Source organism: Brevibacillus choshinensis (assembly GCF_016811915.1).
Lineage (GTDB): Bacteria > Bacillota > Bacilli > Brevibacillales > Brevibacillaceae > Brevibacillus > Brevibacillus choshinensis_A.
The window spans coordinates 3523467-3543942 of record NZ_CP069127.1 but is presented as its reverse complement, the minus strand read 5'-3'; the positions used below and the strand labels follow the sequence as shown (position 1 = coordinate 3543942).

Annotated in this window: 22 protein-coding genes; all 22 read left to right on the top strand. The window is 50.0% G+C overall.

What is annotated here, in order from left to right; genetic code table 11:
* Window positions 1-3: 3 nt before the first annotated feature.
* The 22 genes from JNE38_RS17830 (at window position 4) to JNE38_RS17725 (ending at window position 20404) form a co-directional block, all read left to right on the top strand.
* Window positions 4-867, top strand: coding sequence for a MinD/ParA family protein (locus JNE38_RS17830; protein ID WP_203254991.1), 864 nt, complete (start codon window positions 4-6; stop codon window positions 865-867).
* Between the two features lie 33 nt (window positions 868-900).
* The gene (locus tag JNE38_RS17825; RefSeq protein ID WP_203254990.1) at window positions 901-2034 is read left to right on the top strand and encodes a protein-glutamate methylesterase/protein-glutamine glutaminase; all 1134 of its coding nucleotides are present in this window, start codon (window positions 901-903) and stop codon (window positions 2032-2034) included.
* Between the two features lie 20 nt (window positions 2035-2054).
* Window positions 2055-4097, top strand: a complete 2043-nt coding sequence (locus JNE38_RS17820) for a chemotaxis protein CheA (RefSeq protein ID WP_203254989.1) — start codon at window positions 2055-2057, stop codon at window positions 4095-4097.
* A gap of 19 nt (window positions 4098-4116) precedes the next feature.
* Window positions 4117-4593 carry a chemotaxis protein CheW gene (locus JNE38_RS17815; protein ID WP_203254988.1) on the top strand — a complete coding sequence of 159 codons (477 nt, stop codon included), beginning with the start codon at window positions 4117-4119 and terminating at the stop codon, window positions 4591-4593.
* 5 nt (window positions 4594-4598) lie between these two features.
* Window positions 4599-5225: a chemotaxis protein CheC gene (locus tag JNE38_RS17810; protein WP_203254987.1), complete on the top strand. Its 627-nt coding sequence runs from the start codon at window positions 4599-4601 to the stop codon at window positions 5223-5225.
* On the top strand, window positions 5212-5697 hold the full coding sequence (locus tag JNE38_RS17805) for a chemotaxis protein CheD (protein WP_203254986.1): 486 nt from the start codon (window positions 5212-5214) through the stop codon (window positions 5695-5697). The genes JNE38_RS17810 and JNE38_RS17805 overlap by 14 nt, the downstream gene beginning before the upstream one ends.
* Window positions 5698-5699: 2 nt before the next feature.
* On the top strand, window positions 5700-6086 hold the full coding sequence (locus JNE38_RS17800) for a hypothetical protein (RefSeq protein WP_203254985.1): 387 nt from the start codon (window positions 5700-5702) through the stop codon (window positions 6084-6086).
* A 17-nt stretch (window positions 6087-6103) separates the two neighbouring features.
* Window positions 6104-6892, top strand: coding sequence for a FliA/WhiG family RNA polymerase sigma factor (locus JNE38_RS17795; protein ID WP_203254984.1), 789 nt, complete (start codon window positions 6104-6106; stop codon window positions 6890-6892).
* A gap of 36 nt (window positions 6893-6928) precedes the next feature.
* The gene (locus JNE38_RS17790; RefSeq protein WP_203254983.1) at window positions 6929-8344 is read left to right on the top strand and encodes a flagellar assembly protein A; all 1416 of its coding nucleotides are present in this window, start codon (window positions 6929-6931) and stop codon (window positions 8342-8344) included.
* 40 nt (window positions 8345-8384) lie between these two features.
* Complete coding sequence (locus JNE38_RS17785; RefSeq protein WP_203254982.1) at window positions 8385-8726, top strand: hypothetical protein; 342 nt, start codon at window positions 8385-8387, stop codon at window positions 8724-8726.
* Window positions 8727-8764: 38 nt separating this feature from the next.
* Window positions 8765-9280 (top strand): DUF6115 domain-containing protein, encoded by a 516-nt coding sequence (locus JNE38_RS17780; protein WP_203254981.1) that lies wholly within the window; start codon window positions 8765-8767, stop codon window positions 9278-9280.
* Window positions 9273-9911, top strand: coding sequence for a DNA polymerase III subunit gamma/tau (locus tag JNE38_RS17775; RefSeq protein WP_238933361.1), 639 nt, complete (start codon window positions 9273-9275; stop codon window positions 9909-9911). The genes JNE38_RS17780 and JNE38_RS17775 overlap by 8 nt, the downstream gene beginning before the upstream one ends.
* 193 nt (window positions 9912-10104) lie before the next feature.
* The gene (gene rpsB / locus JNE38_RS17770) at window positions 10105-10812 is read left to right on the top strand and encodes a 30S ribosomal protein S2 (RefSeq protein WP_203254979.1); all 708 of its coding nucleotides are present in this window, start codon (window positions 10105-10107) and stop codon (window positions 10810-10812) included.
* 106 nt (window positions 10813-10918) lie between these two features.
* Window positions 10919-11806 carry a translation elongation factor Ts gene (gene tsf, locus JNE38_RS17765; protein ID WP_203254978.1) on the top strand — a complete coding sequence of 296 codons (888 nt, stop codon included), beginning with the start codon at window positions 10919-10921 and terminating at the stop codon, window positions 11804-11806.
* Window positions 11807-11962: 156 nt separating this feature from the next.
* The gene (gene pyrH, locus JNE38_RS17760) at window positions 11963-12685 is read left to right on the top strand and encodes a UMP kinase (RefSeq protein WP_203254977.1); all 723 of its coding nucleotides are present in this window, start codon (window positions 11963-11965) and stop codon (window positions 12683-12685) included.
* Window positions 12686-12689: 4 nt separating this feature from the next.
* On the top strand, window positions 12690-13247 hold the full coding sequence (frr, locus tag JNE38_RS17755; RefSeq protein ID WP_203254976.1) for a ribosome recycling factor: 558 nt from the start codon (window positions 12690-12692) through the stop codon (window positions 13245-13247).
* Between the two features lie 67 nt (window positions 13248-13314).
* Window positions 13315-14085 (top strand): undecaprenyl pyrophosphate synthase, encoded by a 771-nt coding sequence (locus JNE38_RS17750; RefSeq protein ID WP_203254975.1) that lies wholly within the window; start codon window positions 13315-13317, stop codon window positions 14083-14085.
* 17 nt (window positions 14086-14102) lie between these two features.
* Window positions 14103-14888: a phosphatidate cytidylyltransferase gene (locus JNE38_RS17745; protein WP_203254974.1), complete on the top strand. Its 786-nt coding sequence runs from the start codon at window positions 14103-14105 to the stop codon at window positions 14886-14888.
* 36 nt (window positions 14889-14924) lie between these two features.
* A complete protein-coding gene (locus tag JNE38_RS17740) occupies window positions 14925-16085 on the top strand; it encodes a 1-deoxy-D-xylulose-5-phosphate reductoisomerase (RefSeq protein ID WP_203254973.1) in 1161 nt (386 codons plus the stop codon).
* Window positions 16086-16111: 26 nt separating this feature from the next.
* On the top strand, window positions 16112-17383 hold the full coding sequence (rseP, locus tag JNE38_RS17735; RefSeq protein WP_203254972.1) for an RIP metalloprotease RseP: 1272 nt from the start codon (window positions 16112-16114) through the stop codon (window positions 17381-17383).
* A gap of 49 nt (window positions 17384-17432) precedes the next feature.
* Window positions 17433-18515, top strand: coding sequence for a flavodoxin-dependent (E)-4-hydroxy-3-methylbut-2-enyl-diphosphate synthase (gene ispG / locus JNE38_RS17730; protein ID WP_203254971.1), 1083 nt, complete (start codon window positions 17433-17435; stop codon window positions 18513-18515).
* A 143-nt stretch (window positions 18516-18658) separates the two neighbouring features.
* A complete protein-coding gene (locus JNE38_RS17725; RefSeq protein WP_203357621.1) occupies window positions 18659-20404 on the top strand; it encodes a proline--tRNA ligase in 1746 nt (581 codons plus the stop codon).
* Window positions 20405-20476: the final 72 nt, after the last annotated feature.

Here is a 20476-nt window from a genome sequence, read left to right as displayed (position 1 = left end):
GGAATGCGTGATCAAGCCGAACAACTCCGCCAACGTATTTCTCAGAGCTCCCAGAAACGATCGACAAAACTTGTGACCGTGACCAGCGGAAAGGGTGGGGTAGGGAAATCCAACTTCAGCCTGAACTTTGGTCTCGGGTTGATTGAAAAAGGAAATAAAGCAGTCCTGTTCGACGTTGATCTCGGACTTGCCAACCTGGATGTCTTGATGGGGATTACCCCCAAAAAGCACTTGTTCCATCTGTTGGAACCGGAAACGACCGTGTGGGACATCATGGAACAAGGACCCGGACAGCTGGAATTCATCGCGGGAGGTTCGGGGTTTACGCAGATCATGCAACTGGATGACGACAAGCTGGATCTCTTGTTTTCCAAGCTGGATCCACTGCAAGGGTATGCGGATACAATCATTTTTGACACTGGAGCGGGTTTGTCCAAAGAATCGTTGCACTTCATGTTGTCCTCGGACGAAGTGATCGTCGTGACAACACCTGAACCACCTGCGATTACCGATGCGTACGCAGTGATCAAAATGCTGCACTCCCGAAACCCCGCTGTAAAGATTCGACTCGTCATCAACCGAGCGACTTCTGAGAGAGAAGGGAAAATGACTGCTGACAAGCTGGCAATGGTGGCAAAACGTTTCCTGAACATGGAGATCCTCTCGTTAGGATTCGTATCCGATGATACTCATGTTACCAAAGCAGTGAAACAGCAGAGACCCTTCCTGCTTACCTACCCGCAATCGCTTGCGTCACGGAGCATTCGGAATTTGGTTGGTCGGTACTTGGAGAATTCCACAAAAACAGATATCCCGGCGATTGGTCTCAAAGGATTCCTGACGAGGCTGAAAAACTTCATTCGATAAGGCATCAGGGTGTAGGAAGGGAGCGAGTGTGCATTGAGTAAAATTCGAGTTCTTGTCACAGACGATTCAGCATTCATGAGGAAAGTGATTTCCGATATACTATCGACGGATCCCGATATAGAGGTCATTGATCGAGCGCGTAACGGACTCGAGTGTATTGAAAAATGCAAGCAACTGAATCCGGATGTCCTCACACTGGATATTGAAATGCCGGTCATGGACGGTCTGACCGCGTTGAAGACATTGATGAGCGATCATCCCTTGCCGACCGTTATGTTGAGCAGCTTGACGAGGGAGGGAGCGGATGCAACCATCCAGGCACTGGAATTGGGAGCGTTCGATTTTGTCACCAAGCCATCCGGACCGATTTCGCTCGATATACATAAAGTTGGCGATCGCTTGATTGAACGGGTGAAGGCGGCATCATTGTCCAAAGGGCGATTGCAGCGCCAATCAACCATGCAGCAAACGACTAGGCCGCAAGCGCCGGAACCAGCATCAATCGCAAAGCCGATCGTGTCAGCGCCTGTTCCGAAAGAAACGAAAGCACCCGCTGCCGATTGGATTTCAACGCCTAGAAGACTTGCAAGCACGAAACCGAGACTCGTGACGCTGGGAACATCGACAGGCGGACCGAAGGCGTTGCAAGTGGTTTTAACTGCGATTCCAGCCGATTTCCCTGCACCGATTGCTGTGGTTCAACACATGCCGGCAGGCTTTACCAAATCGCTGGCACAACGGCTCAATACCCTCTCAAAAATCCGCGTCACGGAGGTTGAGGACGGTGAGCTGTTGGAGCCAGGAACGGCCTACATCGCGCCAGGAGGCTATCACTTCGAAGTGCGGCAAGTCAATGGACGATTGCAGGCTCATCTGCAACAGGAAGAGCCGCGCGGAGGTCACCGTCCTTCTGTAGACGTATTGTTCGAATCTGCCAGTCAATTGACAAATGTCGACAAATGGGCAATTATCATGACAGGTATGGGAAATGATGGGACAAAAGGTTTAAAAATGATGAAAGAGCTCGGGACAGTTACGAGCATTGTCGAGGATGAATCGACTTGTGTCGTATACGGAATGCCCCGGTCAGCATTTCAAGCGGGTCTGGCTGACAACGTCGCTCCTGTTGATAAAATTCCAGAGCTGTTGTTGAGGCTCGTGCACTGATTTTGGGAGGTGGATCACCGATGGATATGAATCAATATTTGGACATGTTTATCGAAGAGTCGAAAGAACATTTGCAAGCAATCAATGCAAATTTGCTCCTGTTGGAAAATGATCCAAGCAACATTACGCATGTAAAGGAAATTTTTCGCTCTGCTCACACCCTCAAAGGGATGTCAGCGACCATGGGCTTTGAAGACATGGCAAGCCTGACGCATGAAGCAGAAAACGTATTGGACCTCATTCGCAATCAAAAGCTGACGATTAACAGCGACATCATGGACGTCATCTTCCATAGTGTCGATTTGATCGAAGGAATGGTGATCGACATTACGGAAGGTGGAGATGGTTCTGCCGACGTATCGATCCCCGTCAAAAAGCTGCGCGCGATTGTAGCGGGCGAATACAGCGCAGAAATGGAAGTAGCTGCGACCGCTGTGCTGGAAGAAGAAGTTCCTGCAGCAGCAGAGAAGCAGGCAGTTGCCCACGAGAATGAGCTGGACGATTACGCCCTGATGGTACTGAAACAATCCAAAGAGCTAGGCAATCACTTGATGTGGATCAAGGTCACCTTGAATGAAAATTGCTTGCTGAAAGCGGCTCGTGGTTACATGGTCTTCGATCAATTGGAATCGCTGGGTGAAGTCATCAAAACGAAGCCATCGGTGGAGGACATCGAAAATGAACGCTTCGATACTTCGTTTGAAATTGCGTACGTCACCATGCAGACGGAAGAAAAAATCCGAAATACGATTCTAAACATTTCCGAGATCCAGGAAGTGAAAATTGATCCGATCAATCTGAAGGAAGCTTCGACGCCTGCTCCGGTTTCCGCTCCTTTGGTGGAGACGGCTGCTGAAGCCCAAAAAGCTCCTGAAGCTCAGCCAACAGCACCACGGAAACAAGCGGCTGGCGGAAAAACGATACGGGTAGATATCGATCGTCTGGATATTCTGATGAATCTGTTCAGCGAATTGGTGATCGACCGCGGACGACTCGAGCAGCTGGCCAGAGAAATCGGCAAAAGCGAACTGCAAGAAACCGTCGAACACATGAGCCGCATCAGCGGAGATCTGCAAAACATCATTTTGACCATGCGAATGGTTCCGGTCGAACAAGTATTCAACCGCTTCCCGCGCATGATTCGTGACTTGCAAAAAGACTTGAACAAGAAAGTCAACCTCGAGATCATCGGGGCGGAGACCGAGCTGGATCGCACGGTGATCGATGAAATCGGAGATCCACTGAATCACTTGCTGCGCAATTCTCTCGACCACGGGATCGAGTCTCCGGCAGACAGGAAGAAGGCAGGCAAGCCTGAGGAAGGTACGATCGTTCTGCGTGCTTTCCATAGTGGAAACCACGTCTTCATCGAAGTGAAAGACGATGGTGCAGGAATCAATAAGGACCGGGTGCTGAAAAAGGCGATCGAACGAGGGATTGTCAACCCGGCGAACGCGGACAGCATGAGCGACAAGCAAATCCATGAATTGCTTTTTGCTGCGGGCTTCAGCACTGCGGAAGTCATCTCAGACATCTCCGGTCGAGGAGTTGGCCTCGATGTCGTGAAGTCCAAAATCGAATCACTCGGCGGCAGCGTAACCGTAGACTCTGTGAGAGGTCAAGGAACGACATTCCTGATTCAGCTTCCTCTTACTCTGTCGATTATTTCCGCGATGCTGGTACAAGTGCAAAACGAAAAATATGCGGTACCGCTGAGCTCGATCATCGAGACAGCCGTTTTCAAAAAGGATCAGATCATGATGGCTCACCGCCAAAAGGTGATCGACTTCAGAGGGCGTGTTGTACCGCTCGTATCTCTCCAGGACATCTTCCAAGTGCCGGCTGCTGATTCTGCAACGGATGAAGATGAAGTGGCAGTAATCATCGTCCGTAAAGGAGAGAAGATGGCTGGACTGGTCGTCGATTACTTCATCGGACAACAGGAAATCGTCTTGAAATCCCTAGGCAAGTATCTCGTTAATGTATTCGCCATCTCCGGTGCAACGATCCTGGGAGACGGCCAAGTAGCACTCATTATCGATTGCAATGCACTGATCAAGTAATAAAAGGAGGGGCAGCCACATGCTCGAGCACAAGGAAATTGTAGGCGAAGTGAAAGTGATTGTCTTTCGTTTAAAGGATGAAGAGTACGGAGTCGAAGTCAACCAGGTTAAGTCGATCGAAAAACTGGAGCACATCACTCGTGTTCCACGGACGCCAAAGTTTGTAAAGGGGGTCATCAACCTCCGAGGCGTAGTCACGCCGATCATCGACCTGCGCAACCGCTTTGAATTGGAAGAAAGCGTCTATTCTGAGTCTACCCGGATCATTATTGTGGCTGTGGGAGAGCTGGAAGTGGGCTTGATTGTAGACGCAGCAAATGACGTGATTGACATCCCGGTGGATGCGATCGAACCTCCTCCAGAGGTAGTGGGAGGAGTCGAGGCAGCCTATCTGCGGGGCGTTGCCAAGCTGGACAAGCGGCTTTTGATTCTCCTGAACCTCGATAAAGTGCTTAGTAACGAAGAGATCAAGCAATTGGACGCAATTGAGGGGTAAGCGAAATGGGCTACTTTACGAAGTTTGGGGATTTCCAGTTTGACGTACTGCGTGAAATCGGAAACATAGGCGCGGGGCATGCAGCCACCGCCCTCTCTAAACTCATGCAAAAAGAAATCGATATGAAAGTGCCGCAGGTAAGCATCATCCCGTTTGATGAAGTAGCGGATTGCGTAGGCGGAGCTGAGACAGTTGTCGTGACAGTCTTTCTCCGTGTCGAAGGGGATTGTCCGGGAAACATGTTCTTTATTCTCGATATGGAGTCGGCCAAGCATTTGCTGCAGCAAATCACGGGGATCGAAAAGGATGTGTACGAATGGGAGGAGCTCGAGATATCGGCATTGCACGAGATCGGGAATATCTTGACGGGCTCTTACCTATCATCGCTTGCAGATTTTACCCAGTTGAATTTGCAGCCTTCTGTCCCAGCTCTGGCGGTAGACATGGCAGGGGCGATTCTCAGCTACGGCTTGATTGCGCTTGGGCAGGCAGGCGATTTCGCACTCACGATCGATACCGCATTCTTTGAGGGGAACGACCAAGTGAAAGGGAACTTTTTCTTGATTCCCGATCCTGATTCACTCCCCATTCTATTTCGTTCACTAGGAGTTCCTTTCGATGGAGATTATTAAGATAGGTATGGCCGATCTCGGTGTGGCAAAACCCCCGAGCCGACTGCGGACGACAGGCCTTGGCTCTTGCGTAGGAGTGGTTCTCTACGACAGTATTCACAAAATTGCTGGAATGGCTCATGTCATGCTACCAGAATCATCTCTGGCAAAGGGCGGGGAACTGACAGTAGGGAAGTATGCGGACACGGCTATTCCTTCTCTGATCAATCAGATGGAACAAGCGGGTGCTTCCACCCGACATATGGTGGCGAAATTGGCTGGCGGTGCACAAATGTTTGCCTTCCTCGGTAACAATGATACGATGCGGATCGGCCCGAGGAATGTAGAAGCTTGCAAAATGGCTTTGAAGGACGCTCAGATAAAAATAGTGGCCGAAGATACAGGGGGTAACTGTGGTCGGACGATAGAAATGGATGCCACAAACGGCGTGCTTCAAATCCGTACGGTAAATCAAGGTGTGAAGGAAGTATAGAGATGATGGGTACCATTTGGATCAATTCTGGCTTGGGACTTCTCGCTTTTGTCGTCACACTGGCGACGGCTTTGGCGAGCAACGTCTGGCTTGTTTCACTCGAGCGAGCAGGCGTCGCTTTCCTGGTGTTTTTCCTCGCCGCTTTTCCTATCCGTTGGGTTCTCACCAAGGTGACACAAAGTCCATCGCTTCCTTTAGCAAAAGAAGGGGAGGCTTCCCGCAAAGATGGGCAGGCTTCTCCTGATAAGGATAAAGAGGACAAGCAGGTAGAGGAGGGCGAGGTGGAGGAAGCATTCTCTCCTCTCTCTATTTCCCAAATGGAGAGAATACGTCTGATTGAAGATCCAACCACTGTTGCAGAGGTCGTTAGGCGCTTAACAGATGAGTAAAGGCTGGTGAGTAATTCGTGGCACGGCTAACCATACAAGAGAAAGCAAAAGAATTCGATAAATGGGTCATGTGGAAGCAAGAGGGCAGTAGGGAGGCAGAGATCGATCTCATCACACGGTTCTTGCCGCTTGTGGATAAAGTGGCCAACCGTTTGGCGATCAATTTACCTGCCAACGTGGACAAGGATGACTTGATCAGCTATGGCCGCTTTGGTCTGCTGGACGCATTGGCCAAGTTTGACCACACACGCGGATTGCAGTTTGAGACGTACGCAATGTGGCGGATACGTGGTGCTATGATCGACGGTTTGCGTGAAAATGACTGGATCCCTCGAACGGTTCGTGACAAGGCCAAAAAAATCGAAGAAGCATACACAACATTGGAACAGCAGATGCTGCGAATGCCCACCGATCTGGAAGTTGCGGAGTACTTGGGAATTAGCGAGAAAGACCTACAACAAGTGTTTTATGAGACTTCTCTAGCGACGATGGTATCCATTGACGAAGCTGTCGGTGAGGAAGATGAACAGAAAACGGCACGACATTCGTACATTGTCGATGAATTGACCCCGCGTCCGGAAAATGTGGCAGAGGTTTCGAGCCTGAAGGAAGTGCTGGTCACCGTCATTGACAAGCTCCCCGAGAAAGAAAGGCTTGTCGTTTCCCTGTTTTATTTTGAAGAGATGACCTTATCCGAAATTGCTGAAATCATGAGCCTGTCACCTTCACGCATTTCCCAGCTCCATTCCAAGGCTCTATTCCGACTTCGTTCTGCGTTGTCCAGATGGAAGTCACAATTAATGTAGAGGTAAAGTACCCAATGGTTTGAGGGGGTTAGAAGATTGGAAGGGATCGGGAAATATCGATTAGAGGTAAAAGTAACTGCAGACAAATTGGAAGCGGGGATCCTACTTCGAGTAGATGAGGAGGATCTCGATGCCCTTTTACTCAGAGAAGAGGACATTTATAAGGAACTACATAAACAGAGGGTTACGTTTGGCATCTTGGACAATGTAGTGAAAGACTTGTGCGCCCTGCCGAGAAAGTACGCCAATGCACAAGCGACCATCGCCGTTGGAATCCAGCCTGTGCCAGGAAAGGACGGCTTCATCGAGTATCCGTATCTGGAAACGGTAAAAGATGAGGAAGGTCCTAAGGAATTGGAAGATGGTCGAGTTGACTATTACAATGTGACGGCGATTCCCAATGTAGCCAAAGGGCAGCTGCTGGCTCGAAGAATTCCTGCCGATCAAGGCAAACCGGGTACTGCTGTTACCGGAGAGCCCATCGCTCCCAAGGCCGGCAAAGAAGCCATTATCAAGCCTGGTAAAAACGTGGTCCACAATGCGGAGCGAACGATGATTTACGCTGCGATCGATGGACAAGTATCATTCACGGATCAGGATAAAATGAACGTCTTCCCTGTTTTTGAAGTGAATGGAGACGTTGACTTTGGAGTTGGCAACATCGATTTTGTGGGAACGGTGGTCATTCGCGGGAACGTTCTGAACGGTTTTCGGGTAAAAGCATCCGGAGACATTCGTGTATTAGGGAGTGTCGAGGGTGCAGAGCTGCACGCTGACGGTTCCATCGAAATCAAAAGCGGCATCGTTGCTCAAGACAAAGGTTCAATTGTAGCGGGTCAAAACATTCGCACTTCCTTCATTCAAAATGCAAACGTAACTGCGGGGAATCAAGTAATCGTTTCCCAAAGCATCATGTTTTCTTCCGTTCGTGCAGGAAAGCAGATCATTTGCAAAGGTGCGAAAGGCATTATCATTGGCGGGGTTCTGCAGGCAGGGGAAAAGATCGCTGCACGCGTATTCGGAAACACGAGTGCAACACCCACGGTTTTAGAAGTAGGTGTGAAGCCTGAACTGCGGCAAGAATTGGTTCAAATCCAGAAAGAATTGCAAATCGTGTACGAAAATTTGCGCAAGACAGACCAAGGTCTGAATGTGATGAATCAAATTTTGCAGACGAGCGGGGAGCTGCCAGCTGATAAGCGAATGCTGCAAATCAAGCTGACCAATACACGATTGGTATTGGAAAAAGAATGCAAGACGCTGGAGGCACGCAAGAAAGATGTGGAAGCAGAATTGAAAGGCGACAGTCCAGCTGCAATCGAGGCCAGTCACGTCATGTATCCGGGTATCAAAATGACGTTTGGCAAGCTTGTTCACTTCATTAAACATGAGTATGCGAGAACGCGATTCGTCGTGATGGATGGCGAAGTCACCACCGCTACGCTCATCTAAGTAAGATCAGTAGCAACTTGCACAAGGGAGTTGGACGAGGGTGAGTCTGAAGACGGTAGAATTGCAAGTAGCACTGCCGCGTACGCTCGAAGTCAGCCGGATTCAGGAGCAGCAACAGCAACGTACCGTGCATGAGCAGCAGTCGCAAATTGATGAACGAACCCTCCATGATCAACAGAATCGTCAACGACCAACGGATATTGAGCATGCGGAAAAAAACAAGCTTCGCGATCGGGAACAAAAGCAGCATAAGGAACAGACAGAAACATCATCTGGAACAGTTGCATCGGATAACCTTGCAGCAGGAGGAGAAGCAAAGGCCTCTCTCCCGGTATCGATGAGGGATCCGCTGCGGGGACGGCATATTAATATAACCATGTAATATTGCAAAAAGACATGCCAGAGGCGAAGGTGGCCAAAATGGACGTAGTGTATCTCAGCTTGATCGGTGTAGGATTCCTCAGCATGGCAGTCGCTTTGTTCATCAAGACAAAGCCGTCTGGTGATTCCGGCACGATGTTACCGACACATCGCACCACGGACAAGGCAGAAATGGAAAAAATCCTGCAGCAGATGAGCCGGCAAATAAAGCAAGAAAAAGACTGGATGCAAAAACAGCTCGACCAGTCCCACGAAGAACTCGTAATGGAAATCAAGCATTTGCGACAGCGATTGGAGCAATTGGAGCACGGAAAAGCTGCACAGCTGGCAACAGTGGAACGTGAAAGCATACAGCAAGCGGAAGCTCTCCAGATGCCTGTAGCCAAAGACGAAGACGTGCTGGTATTGCGTGAGAGGTACCGTAGAGCCTTTGAATTGCGCCAGGAAGGTCTTTCCCTCGATGAAATCGCCAAGCGACTGGGAGCGGGGCGTGGGGAGATCGACCTGATCTTTGCGTTGGCGGCAAAGAATGAAAGAGGTATGGCAGATGCATAAACGGGAGCTGTTGCTAGGTTTTGGAGCTGGATTGATCGTCGCCGCTTCAATCACAGGATGGTTTTTTGGCAAACAGGTGCCTTCTGGAGCGAGGGCTCTATCTTCTGATGAGATCAAGAGTGCTGCCCAGGAACTGCAGATGGTCGTTTTGACAAAAGAGGAATACGAGCAGTGGCAGCAGGAAAAGAAAGTGAACGTAAAGCCTGCCCCCCTGCCGCCCAAAGCGCCAGCGACACCTGCCCTGGAGCAGACCACACAGCCACAGACACCGGTCACCAAGCAAGCGGAGACTCCAAAGAAGCCGATCGCAGAGAACGAGGTAAGCACGTCGCAGCCTGCGCAGACGGTAGCATCGGCGACACCGCACCCTGTACAGAGTCCAGCCGCGCCGGCGATACAAGCACCTGAGATACAAAAGCAGGTGTCTTTTACCGTACCCTATAAAGCAACAGCCCAGGGAGTGGCTAAACAGCTCGTGGATGCGGGGATCTTGCCTGCGAACAACAAGTTTGTCGACGAGCTGCGCAATCAAGACAAGCTGGATAGGATCCGCGTAGGTACCTATCAAATTTCTACCCCAGCTACAGAAACGGAAATCGTCAAATTGATCACGACACCGCCTAAGAAATGAGGCGGTGTTTTTTTACGAAAATAATGGAATCTGTTTGTTGCAATTGAAAGTCCCATATGATATATTCATTTACGGTGTTGAAATCGCACGTCCACCAATTCCAGCAACGGTGCTGCCTCAGGCAGAATTGCTTGGAAGATGCGGTGTGGCGGAGGTAGGCATCAAAAAAACCACTTTTAAGGAGGTGTGAAATATGGCAGTAATTTCGATGAAACAACTCCTCGAGGCTGGTGTTCACTTTGGTCACCAAACTCGTCGTTGGAACCCGAAAATGGCTCGCTATATCTTCACCGAACGTAACGGAATCTACATTATCGACCTGCAAAAAACCGTGAAAAAAGTTGAGGAAGCGTACAACTTCGTACGTGAACTCGCTCAAAACGGCGGTAAAGTGCTCTTCGTTGGTACGAAGAAACAAGCACAAGAATCCGTAAAAGAAGAAGCAGAACGCACAGGTCACTACTTCATCAACCAACGTTGGTTGGGTGGTACCTTGACAAACTTCACTACCATCAAAAAACGTACTTCTCGCTTGGCTGAGCTGAAGCGTATGGAACAAGATGGCACTTTCGAAGTATTGCCGAAGAAAGAAGTAATCGTTCTTCGCAAAGAAATGGATCGCCTGGAGAAATTCCTCGGCGGTATCGCTCACATGGATCAACTGCCGGACGCTCTGTTCGTCATCGATCCACGCAAAGAGCGCATCGCTGTTGCAGAAGCTCGCAAACTGGGTATCCCAATCGTTGCAATCGTAGATACTAACTGCGATCCAGACGAGATCGATTATGTGATCCCAGGTAACGACGATGCAATTCGCGCTGTAAAACTGCTGACTGCTAAAATGGCAGATGCCCTGCAAGAAGGCAACCAAGGCGGAGAGCAAGCCACAACAACTGCGTAAGCAAGTGTAAGAGGGTGGACTGAGGGTGTCAGAACCCCGTCCATCCTTTTTTACTGAATGTAACCAAGACAATACTTAGATCGTACTTTCCAAGGAGGTTAACTCAATGGCAATTAGTGCACAAACCGTTAAAGAACTGCGTGAGCGTACAGGTGCAGGTATGATGGATTGCAAACGCGCGCTGGAAGAAACAAACGGCGACATGGAAAAAGCAATTGACTTGCTCCGTGAACGCGGTATCGCGAAAGCGGCGAAAAAATCCGGCCGTATCGCAGCAGAAGGTCTGACTGCAACTGCGGTTGCTGGCAACGTAGCAGCTGTAGTAGAAGTAAACTGCGAGACAGACTTCGTAGCGAAAATCCCTGAGTTCCAAACACTGGTGAAAGACATTGCTGAGCACGTAGTATCCCAGCGTCCTGCAACTGTTGAAGAAGCACTGGAGCAACCTTTCAAAGGTGCTGGCGAGACTCTGGCTCACGTAATCAACGAGAAAATCTCCACCATCGGTGAAAACATCTCCTTCCGTCGTTTCTTCCTTTCCGAGAAATCCGACAGCGGCGTATTCGGTGCTTACCTGCACATGGGTGGACGCATCGGCGTACTGGTTACTCTGGAAGGCACTCAAAACGAAACCTTGGCAAAAGACCTCGGCATGCACGCTGCAGCGTCGAACCCACGCTTTGCAAACCGTGAAGAGGTTTCCGCAGACGAGATCGAACGCGAGCGCGAGGTTCTGAAAAACCAAGCACTGGCTGAAGGCAAACCTGCTAACATCGTTGAGAAAATGGTGGAAGGCCGTCTCTCCAAGTTCTTCGAAGAGTACGTACTGGTTGAACAGCCATTCGTTAAAGATCCAGACAAGAAAGTATCTGCTCTGCTGAAAGAAGCAGGTGCTACCTTGAAAGAATTCGCTCGTTTCCAAGTGGGCGAAGGTATCGAGAAAAAGCAAGAAGACTTCGCTGCTGAAGTTATGGCGCAAGTAAATAAGCAATAATAAGGATATAGGGAACACCTCCGTGTTCCCTATTTTCAAAGCGAGAGTTTCACGACGAGTGAAACTCTCCTGCACGTAAAAAGCAATGTGCAGGATTGTGTCGGAAGGAATGCCGACAACGCACAGAGAATGATTCATGAATGGAGGCCGTTTCACATGCCACTTCCTGCCTATAAACGGGTTGTGTTAAAGTTGAGTGGGGAAGCACTGGCGGGGGATTTGGGGTATGGGATTGACCCAAAGGTAATTTTCTCCGTCGCTAACCAGATCAAGGAAATCGTAGAATTGGGAGTACAAGTCGCAGTAGTCGTCGGAGGAGGAAACATCTGGCGCGGACTTTCCGGCAGCTCCAAAGGAATGGATCGGGCAACTGCCGATTACATGGGCATGCTGGCCACCGTGATGAACTCACTCGCCTTGCAGGATGGATTGGAGCAAGTGAACGTCCCGACTCGCGTTCAAACATCCATCGAGATGAGACAAGTGGCTGAACCATACATACGCCGACGGGCGATTCGTCATTTGGAAAAAATGCGTGTCGTCATCTTTGCTGCTGGTACTGGAAACCCCTATTTCTCTACGGATACGACGGCAGCATTGCGTGCAGCTGAGATCGAAGCAGAAGTGATTCTCATGGCGAAGAACAAAGTAGACGGTGTGTATTCTGCTGATCCAAGCCTGGATCCATCGGCGGAAAAATACGATCGTTTGACTTTCCTGGAAGTCCTGAACAAAGGATTGGGAGTCATGGACTCAACCGCATCGAGCCTGTGCATGGACAACAATATTCCACTGATCGTCTTTAACATTTCCGAAGAAGGCAATATTCGCCGGGCAGTGATGGGCGACAAGATCGGTACTCTAGTGAAGGGGGAATAATCGAATGGCACAAAACGTGATTAAAGACATGGAAGATCGCATGAATAAAGCGATCGCCAATTTGAAAAGAGACCTGTCCACTCTGCGTGCAGGTCGTGCAAACCCAGCCATGCTGGATCGCGTGATGGTTGATTACTACGGTACGCCTACACCCATTAGCCAATTGGCAAACGTAAGCGTTCCCGAACCACGCATGCTGACCATTCAACCATGGGACAAAACGGCACTGAAAGAGATTGACCGTGCTCTGCAGCAATCCGATTTGGGAATTTCGCCGAGCAATGATGGCGTAATCATTCGCTTGATCATTCCACCGCTCACAGAAGAGCGCCGCAAGGATCTGGTGAAGCTGGCAGGTAAGAGCGGGGAAGAAACAAAAGTAGCGATCCGCAACATTCGCCGCGATGCAAACGACGAAATTAAAAAGCTGGAGAAAGCAGCTACGATTTCGGAAGATGAGTCTCGCCGTCATCAAGAGACCGTGCAAAAGACTACGGATAAATTCATCGCAGAAGTCGACAAAGTCGTGAAAGACAAAGAGAAAGACATCTTGGAAGTGTAATTCAAGGGAATCCCCCTCATATTGAGGGGGATGTACGTCTATATCTCTCATTACGGGGGAACACTTTATGTTAGAACATCTAGCGCGCAAATGGTCCCGGAAGGAAAAACAAGCCGTACAGGAAGAGCTGGATCTCTCGGGCAAAATCCCGGAGCACGTGGCTGTCATCATGGACGGGAATGGAAGATGGGCCAAGATGCGTAATTTACCCCGGGTCGCCGGGCATCGTGCAGGAATGAAAACGGTAAAGGAAGTCGTCAAAGCCGCCGATGAAATTGGCGTGCGCTATATGACGATGTACGCTTTTTCTACCGAAAACTGGAAGCGACCGCGGGACGAAGTGGATTTTCTCATGAAGCTTCCGCAGGAATTTTTGTCGACAGAATTGGATGAATTAATTGAACGAAATGTTCGCATATGCATGATGGGCAGCAAAGAGGAATTGCCTTCGCATACCTTGAAGGCTTTGCTGGAAGCAGAAGAGAAAACAAAAGACAACAGTGGACTGCAGCTTAACTTTGCGTTGAATTACGGCGGTCGTGACGAGATTGTCAAAGCGTTTTCGATGATTGCGGAGCAAGTAAAAGAGGGGAAGCTCGACCCAAAGAATTTGGATGAAGAAGTCATTTCCCGTTACCTGTATACAAGCGATATTCCCGACCCAGACCTCTTGATTCGCACTAGTGGAGAGATTCGCTTGAGCAACTTTATGCTTTGGCAATTGGCCTACACGGAAATGTGGTTTACGGATGTACTTTGGCCTGATTTTACCCGTGAACACTTTTATCAAGCGATTGTGGAGTACCAAGGCCGAGCTCGTCGCTACGGGGCGGTATAGCCGAGAGGTGGAATCTGTTGAAGCAACGAATAATTACTGGTTTGATTGGTGGAGCGGCCTTCCTGCTCATGATTTATTTAGGAGGAGCCTGGTATTCACTCTTGGTTTTGCTGCTGGCCTTCATTGGCCATTTTGAATTTATGCGGATGGCACGCCTTCAGCCATTCGATGTGGCAGGGATCCTTGGATATGTTTTGATGGTGAGCATTCTTTGGCCATCCCTTACTTTTTCTACATGGCTTCCCATCAGCACGCCGGATCTGATGATAGCGATACTCATGCTTTTATTGATTTACTCCGTTCTGCGGAAAAATCAGTTTCATATCGAACACGTCGCCCTTACGTTGGTGGGGGCGTTATACATAGGCTTCGGTTTTACATATATGGCTGCTGCCCGCAATCTACCGGACGGATTGATGTTAACGGTGCTGGTCATTCTGGCAATCTGGTCGACTGACTCGGGCGCATATTTTGTCGGGAAAGCGATCGGAAAAAATAAACTGTGGCCCGAGATTAGTCCTAACAAGACGATCGAGGGATCGCTGGGCGGTCTCGTGGCTGCAGTCGTTGTAGTACTGGCGGTAAATGCTTGGTTTGGAAATGCAAGTGTATCACAGGCTCTCATGATTGCCGTGGTCGCAGGAATCGTGGGGCAATTGGGAGATTTGGTTGAATCCGGGCTGAAGCGCCATTACGGAGTCAAAGATTCCGGTACACTGATACCTGGGCACGGGGGAGTGCTTGATCGGTTTGACAGCTTTCTTCTTGTGTTTCCGGTTTTGCATCTACTAGGTATCGTCTGAGACTTGGCGCATAAAGAAATATAGAGGGTGAAATCATTGAAACAGATAGCGCTCTTGGGTTCGACCGGTTCGGTAGGTACAAGCACGCTGAATGTGGTCGAACAGCATCCCGAGGAGTTTGCGGTTGTCGCTCTGGCGGCAGGGACCAATGTGGACTTGCTGGCAGAGCAAGTCATGAAGTTCCGCCCTGAGCTGGTTTCTGTAGGAAGTGAACAAGCAGCGATTGCCTTGGAGAGACTGCTGGCAGGAAGTGCCAAACCTCAAATTGCTTACGGGCCGGAAGGGCTTGAGCTGGTTGCCCGCCATGAATCGGCAAATTTTGTCATGACTGCCATTGTTGGAAGTGTCGGTGTCGCTCCTACGTTGGCAGCCATCGAAGCGGGCAAGACGATTGGCCTTGCCAACAAGGAGACACTCGTGAGTGCAGGACCGGTTGTGATGAAGGCAGCGAAGAAAAAAGGGGTGTCCATCATCCCGGTGGATAGTGAGCACTCCGCGGTATTTCAATGCATGCAAGGGGAGCGCAGCGCAGACGTAGCTCGCATCATCTTGACTGCATCGGGAGGGTCTTTTCGTCATTTAGACCGAAAAGATTTGGAACAAGTCACAGTCGCCCAAGCCCTGGCTCATCCGAACTGGAGCATGGGAGCGAAAATCACGATCGACTCGGCAACCATGATGAATAAAGGGTTCGAAGTGATTGAAGCTCACTGGCTGTTTGGATTGCCGTACGAGAGAATCGAGTGTGTGCTGCATTATGAAAGTATCATTCACTCTATGGTAGAATACAAAGACAAGGCGGTCATGGCGCAGCTGGGTACCCCGGACATGCGCGTTCCCATTCAGTACGCGCTCAGCTATCCGGTGCGGATGAATCTGGAGACAGAAGCACTCGATTTGGCCCGACTGAGCACTCTTCACTTTGCTGCCATGGATTTTGAGCGCTATCCTCTGTTACAATTGGCGTATGAGTGCGGAAAAGCTGGCGGCACTCACACAGCTGTGCTGAATGCAGCCAATGAGGTTGCCGTCGACTTGTTTTTAAAAGGTGCCATTCGTTTTCTAGAGATTGAAACCATCGTCAGAAAGACATGCGAAGCTCACCTTGGAGTTAACGACCCGACGCTTGAGGAGATTTTTGCCGCTGATCGCTGGGCTCGAACTCAGGCACGGGAATTGTATACGGTAGGGCTTTAGATACTGAATGAAAGGTGGCTGTTCACTTGCCTTTTCCCAATCTGGATTCCGTTGAATCAATTCTCGCGATTGTAGTCGTTTTTGGGGTACTCGTATTCGTGCATGAACTGGGACATTTCCTGCTGGCGAAAAAAGCGGGAATACTTTGCCGTGAATTTGCACTTGGCATGGGGCCCAAAATTTTTCGCGTGAAGCGGGGAGAAACGGAATACACACTTCGTCTGCTGCCAATCGGTGGATTAGTCCGGATGGCTGGCGAAGACCCTGAGATGGATATGATCAAACCCCACATGGAAGTCAGTGTAGAGCGAGACGCGGTGGGGAAGGTCACACATATCCTCCTGGATGGGCCGGGTGCAGGCTCGGCTCGAGCTATCGCGGGAACAGTCGTCAGCTTCGATCTGGAACAAGCGCTGAGCTTGACGCTTGAAATCGATGGTGAATCGCGCACGTTCTCCGTGCATCCGCAGGCTCAATTGGTGAAAGATGGACAAGAGGTTCAGATCGCACCACTAAACAGACAGTTCAAAGGAAAGACGGTATCGCAACGCTTTTGGGCGATTTTCGCCGGTCCTGCCGCCAACTTTATTTTGGCGTTTCTGCTGTTTGTCGCGATTGGGCTGATTTACGGCGTCCCCAAAGACATTCCTTACCTTGGCGAAGTGAGAGCGGGAGGTCCCGCTGCACAAGCCGGGTTGCACCAAGGGGATAAAGTCATCGCCATTGACGGAAAGCCTGTTGCTTCGTGGAAAGAGATCGTAGAAATCGTCAGCCAGTCTCCGGGCAAAGAGCTGAAATTTGATTACGAGAGAAATGGGCAGCGTCATACCGTCCCTGTCAAGGTAAGCAAAGACGAAAACAACGTAGGGAAAATCATGGTGACCAATTCGTTGACCTATGCGCCCGGGGAAGCCTTGAAATACGGCGCTTCGTCTACGTACGAATTTACCATGATGATCCTGAAAAGCCTGGGAATGCTCTTCACCGGTTCTGTAGGGATCAATGATTTGAGTGGGCCGGTTGGAATCTTCAAGATGACAGGTGAGTTCGCTCAGCAGGGCCTTGCAATCCTGATGAAATGGGCTGCTGTCCTGAGTATCAACTTAGGATTGTTCAACCTGCTGCCGCTCCCGGCACTGGATGGTGGACGCCTTGCGTTTTTGGCAGTGGAAGCCCTGCGTGGCCGCCCTGTCGATCCGCACAAAGAAGGAATGGTTCACTTTCTCGGGTTTGCGTTCTTGATGCTCTTGATTTTGGTTGTAACTTGGAATGACCTGCAACGGTTTTTCTTCCAATAACGTACAAACATACTAGATAGAATTCAGACAAAATGAAGGATGGTGCAAAATGTACAAGCGCGAGGAGACGAAACCGGTATTTGTCGGAGGCGTACAAATCGGGGGACAAAAAAGCGTAGTCATTCAGTCCATGACGACTGCGGACACGCGTGATGTTGAAAAAACATTGGCCGAGATCCAAAGATTGCACGATGTAGGTTGTCAAATTGTTCGACTGGCTGTCATTAACGAAGATGCAGCGCGTGCGATTAAAAAGATCAAGGAGCGGTCCCCATTGCCGCTCGTCGCTGACATTCACTTCGATCACAAGCTCGCTTTGATTGCGCTGGAAAGCGGGATCGACAAAATCCGGATCAATCCGGGGAATATTGGTTCCAAAGAAAAGACCAGACGCGTCGTTGAGGCCTGCCGAGAACGGAATGTGCCGATCCGAATCGGAGTAAACTCCGGATCCGTAGAAAAGCGGTTGCTTGATAAGTACGGGTATCCTTCACCGGAAGCCATCGTGGAAAGTGCCATGGACCACGTAGAGATACTCGAGGATCTGAACTACGATAACATCGTGATTTCGTTGAAGTCTTCGGATGTTCCGACGATGATTCAGACCTATTCCCTCATGGCTCAAAAACGCAACTACCCGCTGCATGTCGGGGTGACGGAAGCGGGAACGCAATTCTCCGGAAGCATCAAGTCTTCCGTGGGGATCGGTACCGTTCTGTCCATGGGCATCGGCGATACCATCCGCGTGTCCTTGACTGCAGATCCGGTGGAAGAAATCAAGGTTGCCAAGCAAATCTTGCGCAGCCTCGATATCGTCAACAATGATCCAGTGGTGATTGCGTGCCCATCCTGCGGCCGCTGCGCCATCGACCTGATCGGGCTCGCGACAAAAGTAGAGGATGCGATCTCTACCTTGAAGGTTCCATTGAAAGTAGCCGTTATGGGCTGCGCTGTAAACGGACCTGGAGAAGCTCGTGAGGCTGATGTAGGGGTAGCGGGTGGAAACGGTGAAGGTCTGATTTTCCGCAATGGTGAAATTGTTCGGAAAGTCAAGGAAACCGAACTGTTTGAAGAATTGATGAAAGAAATCAATGAAATGGTTGGGGAGCAAAAACCTACGCACGTAGGGTGATGCGTTCAGGAGCGCGTGGTCCAAACGCGCATGAATTCTGAACCGTATAAAGCTTTCGCTAAACCGCGGTCTCTCATTTTTGAGCAGGCCGCTTTAGAGGTTTTTCATACAGATAGTGAGGCATTAAGGAGGACACGCACGTGTTGAAGCAAAGCCAAATGTTGATTCCTACCCTGCGGGAAGTACCTGCTGACGCAGAGATTGCCAGCCACAAGCTGCTGCTGCGCGCCGGTATGGCACGTCAGCTGGCATCCGGTATTTATACGTACCTGCCGCTGGCACTCCGCTCCCTGCATAAAATCCAAGCCATCGTGCGTGAAGAAATGAACAACGCTGGCGCTCAAGAGCTGCTGATGCCCGCCATGCAGCCTGCAGAACTGTGGCACCAAACAGGCCGCTGGGATGTTTACGGTCCTGAGCTGGTGCGTTTGCGCGATCGCCACGACCGTTCCTTCGCTCTGGGGCCGACTCACGAAGAGGTCATTACCAGCCTGGTACGCGATGAAATCAATTCGTACAAAAAGCTGCCAATCAACCTGTACCAAATCCAAACGAAGTTCCGTGATGAAGTACGTCCTCGCTTCGGCTTGATTCGTTGCCGCGAGTTCATCATGAAAGACGCTTATTCGTTTGATACGACACAAGAAGGTCTGGATCGCAACTTCCAAGCGATGTACGATGCGTACACCAACATCTTTACTCGTGTGGGCCTGAATTTCCGCGCAGTCGAAGCGGATGCAGGTGCGATCGGTGGAAAAGGTACGTATGAATTCATGGCCTTGTGCGACATTGGGGAAGATACCATCGCTTATTCGGAAGAGGGAGATTTTGCTGCGAATCTGGAGAAGGCAGAAGTGGTGTACAACCCTGCTGCCAAGCCAGAGGCAGAAACCCCTGCTGCTGAAAAGATCCATACACCAGGTGTCAAAACGATCGAGCAGCTGACTGCTGCCCTAAAGATCGAAGCTAAACAGATCGTGAAAAGCTTGATCTATCGCGTAGATGATAAGCTCGTCATGGTACTGGTTCGCGGAGATCACGAATTGAATGAAATCAAACTGAAAAACCTGTACGATGCGACATTCGTAGGGCTGGCGACAGAGGCAGACATTTTGTCCGTTACAGGTGCTCCAGCGGGTTTTGTAGGTCCAGTAGGCATTGATGGAGAGAAAGTAGAAATCATCGCCGATAACAATGTTCAGGATGTTCATGATGGCGTGGTAGGAGCCAACGAAACGGATTATCACCTTCAACACGTGGAGGCGGGACGTGATTTTACCGTTTCCCGTTATACGGATCTGCGGAATATCACCGAAGAAGACACTTGCCCTCGTACTGGCGGTGCTATCAAGTTTGCACGCGGTGTCGAAGTGGGTCACGTGTTCAAGCTCGGCACGAAATATTCCAAGGCGATTGGCGCAACCTTCCTCGATGAGAATGGCCGCAGTCAACCGATGATCATGGGCTGCTACGGAATTGGGGTATCCCGAACGATCGCGGCTGTCATTGAACAGAACAACGATGAGAATGGAATCATTTGGCCAGTCGCTGTGGCACCTTTCCACGTGCACGTGATTCCGGTCAATGTTAAAGTAGAAGAGCAGCGTCAGACCAGCGAACAGATCACTGAAGTATTGCGTAAGGCAGGCGTGGAAGTATTATTTGACGACCGCCCAGAGCGCGCAGGAGTGAAGTTCAAGGATGCTGACTTGATCGGATTGCCGCTGCGAATTACGGTATCTGACAAAGCTGTGGAAGAAGGAACCGTAGAGGTACGTGTTCGCAAAACGGGCGAAACTGTTCATGTACAGCTCGACGATATCGCGGCTGAAGTAAAAGCGCTGCTGGCTCGCGTCGATCATACCGGTGCTGCACTCTTTGGTCAGTAATTCGTAGCAGGAATAAAGAGGGTTTTTGTCGAAATTTACGGGGTACTCCCCTATGGAAATGGGAGTACCTCT

Coding starts and splice junctions, on each gene's coding strand:
- JNE38_RS17815 (WP_203254988.1), top strand. CDS start 4,117: ATGCTCGAGCACAAGGAAATTGTAGGCGAAGTGAAAGTGATTGTCTTT.
- JNE38_RS17805 (WP_203254986.1), top strand. CDS start 5,212: ATGGAGATTATTAAGATAGGTATGGCCGATCTCGGTGTGGCAAAACCC.
- JNE38_RS17780 (WP_203254981.1), top strand. CDS start 8,765: ATGGACGTAGTGTATCTCAGCTTGATCGGTGTAGGATTCCTCAGCATG.
- JNE38_RS17800 (WP_203254985.1), top strand. CDS start 5,700: ATGATGGGTACCATTTGGATCAATTCTGGCTTGGGACTTCTCGCTTTT.
- JNE38_RS17810 (WP_203254987.1), top strand. CDS start 4,599: ATGGGCTACTTTACGAAGTTTGGGGATTTCCAGTTTGACGTACTGCGT.
- JNE38_RS17750 (WP_203254975.1), top strand. CDS start 13,315: ATGTTAGAACATCTAGCGCGCAAATGGTCCCGGAAGGAAAAACAAGCC.
- frr (WP_203254976.1), top strand. CDS start 12,690: ATGGCACAAAACGTGATTAAAGACATGGAAGATCGCATGAATAAAGCG.
- JNE38_RS17820 (WP_203254989.1), top strand. CDS start 2,055: ATGGATATGAATCAATATTTGGACATGTTTATCGAAGAGTCGAAAGAA.
- pyrH (WP_203254977.1), top strand. CDS start 11,963: ATGCCACTTCCTGCCTATAAACGGGTTGTGTTAAAGTTGAGTGGGGAA.
- JNE38_RS17775 (WP_238933361.1), top strand. CDS start 9,273: ATGCATAAACGGGAGCTGTTGCTAGGTTTTGGAGCTGGATTGATCGTC.
- rpsB (WP_203254979.1), top strand. CDS start 10,105: ATGGCAGTAATTTCGATGAAACAACTCCTCGAGGCTGGTGTTCACTTT.
- ispG (WP_203254971.1), top strand. CDS start 17,433: ATGTACAAGCGCGAGGAGACGAAACCGGTATTTGTCGGAGGCGTACAA.
- tsf (WP_203254978.1), top strand. CDS start 10,919: ATGGCAATTAGTGCACAAACCGTTAAAGAACTGCGTGAGCGTACAGGT.
- JNE38_RS17830 (WP_203254991.1), top strand. CDS start 4: ATGCGTGATCAAGCCGAACAACTCCGCCAACGTATTTCTCAGAGCTCC.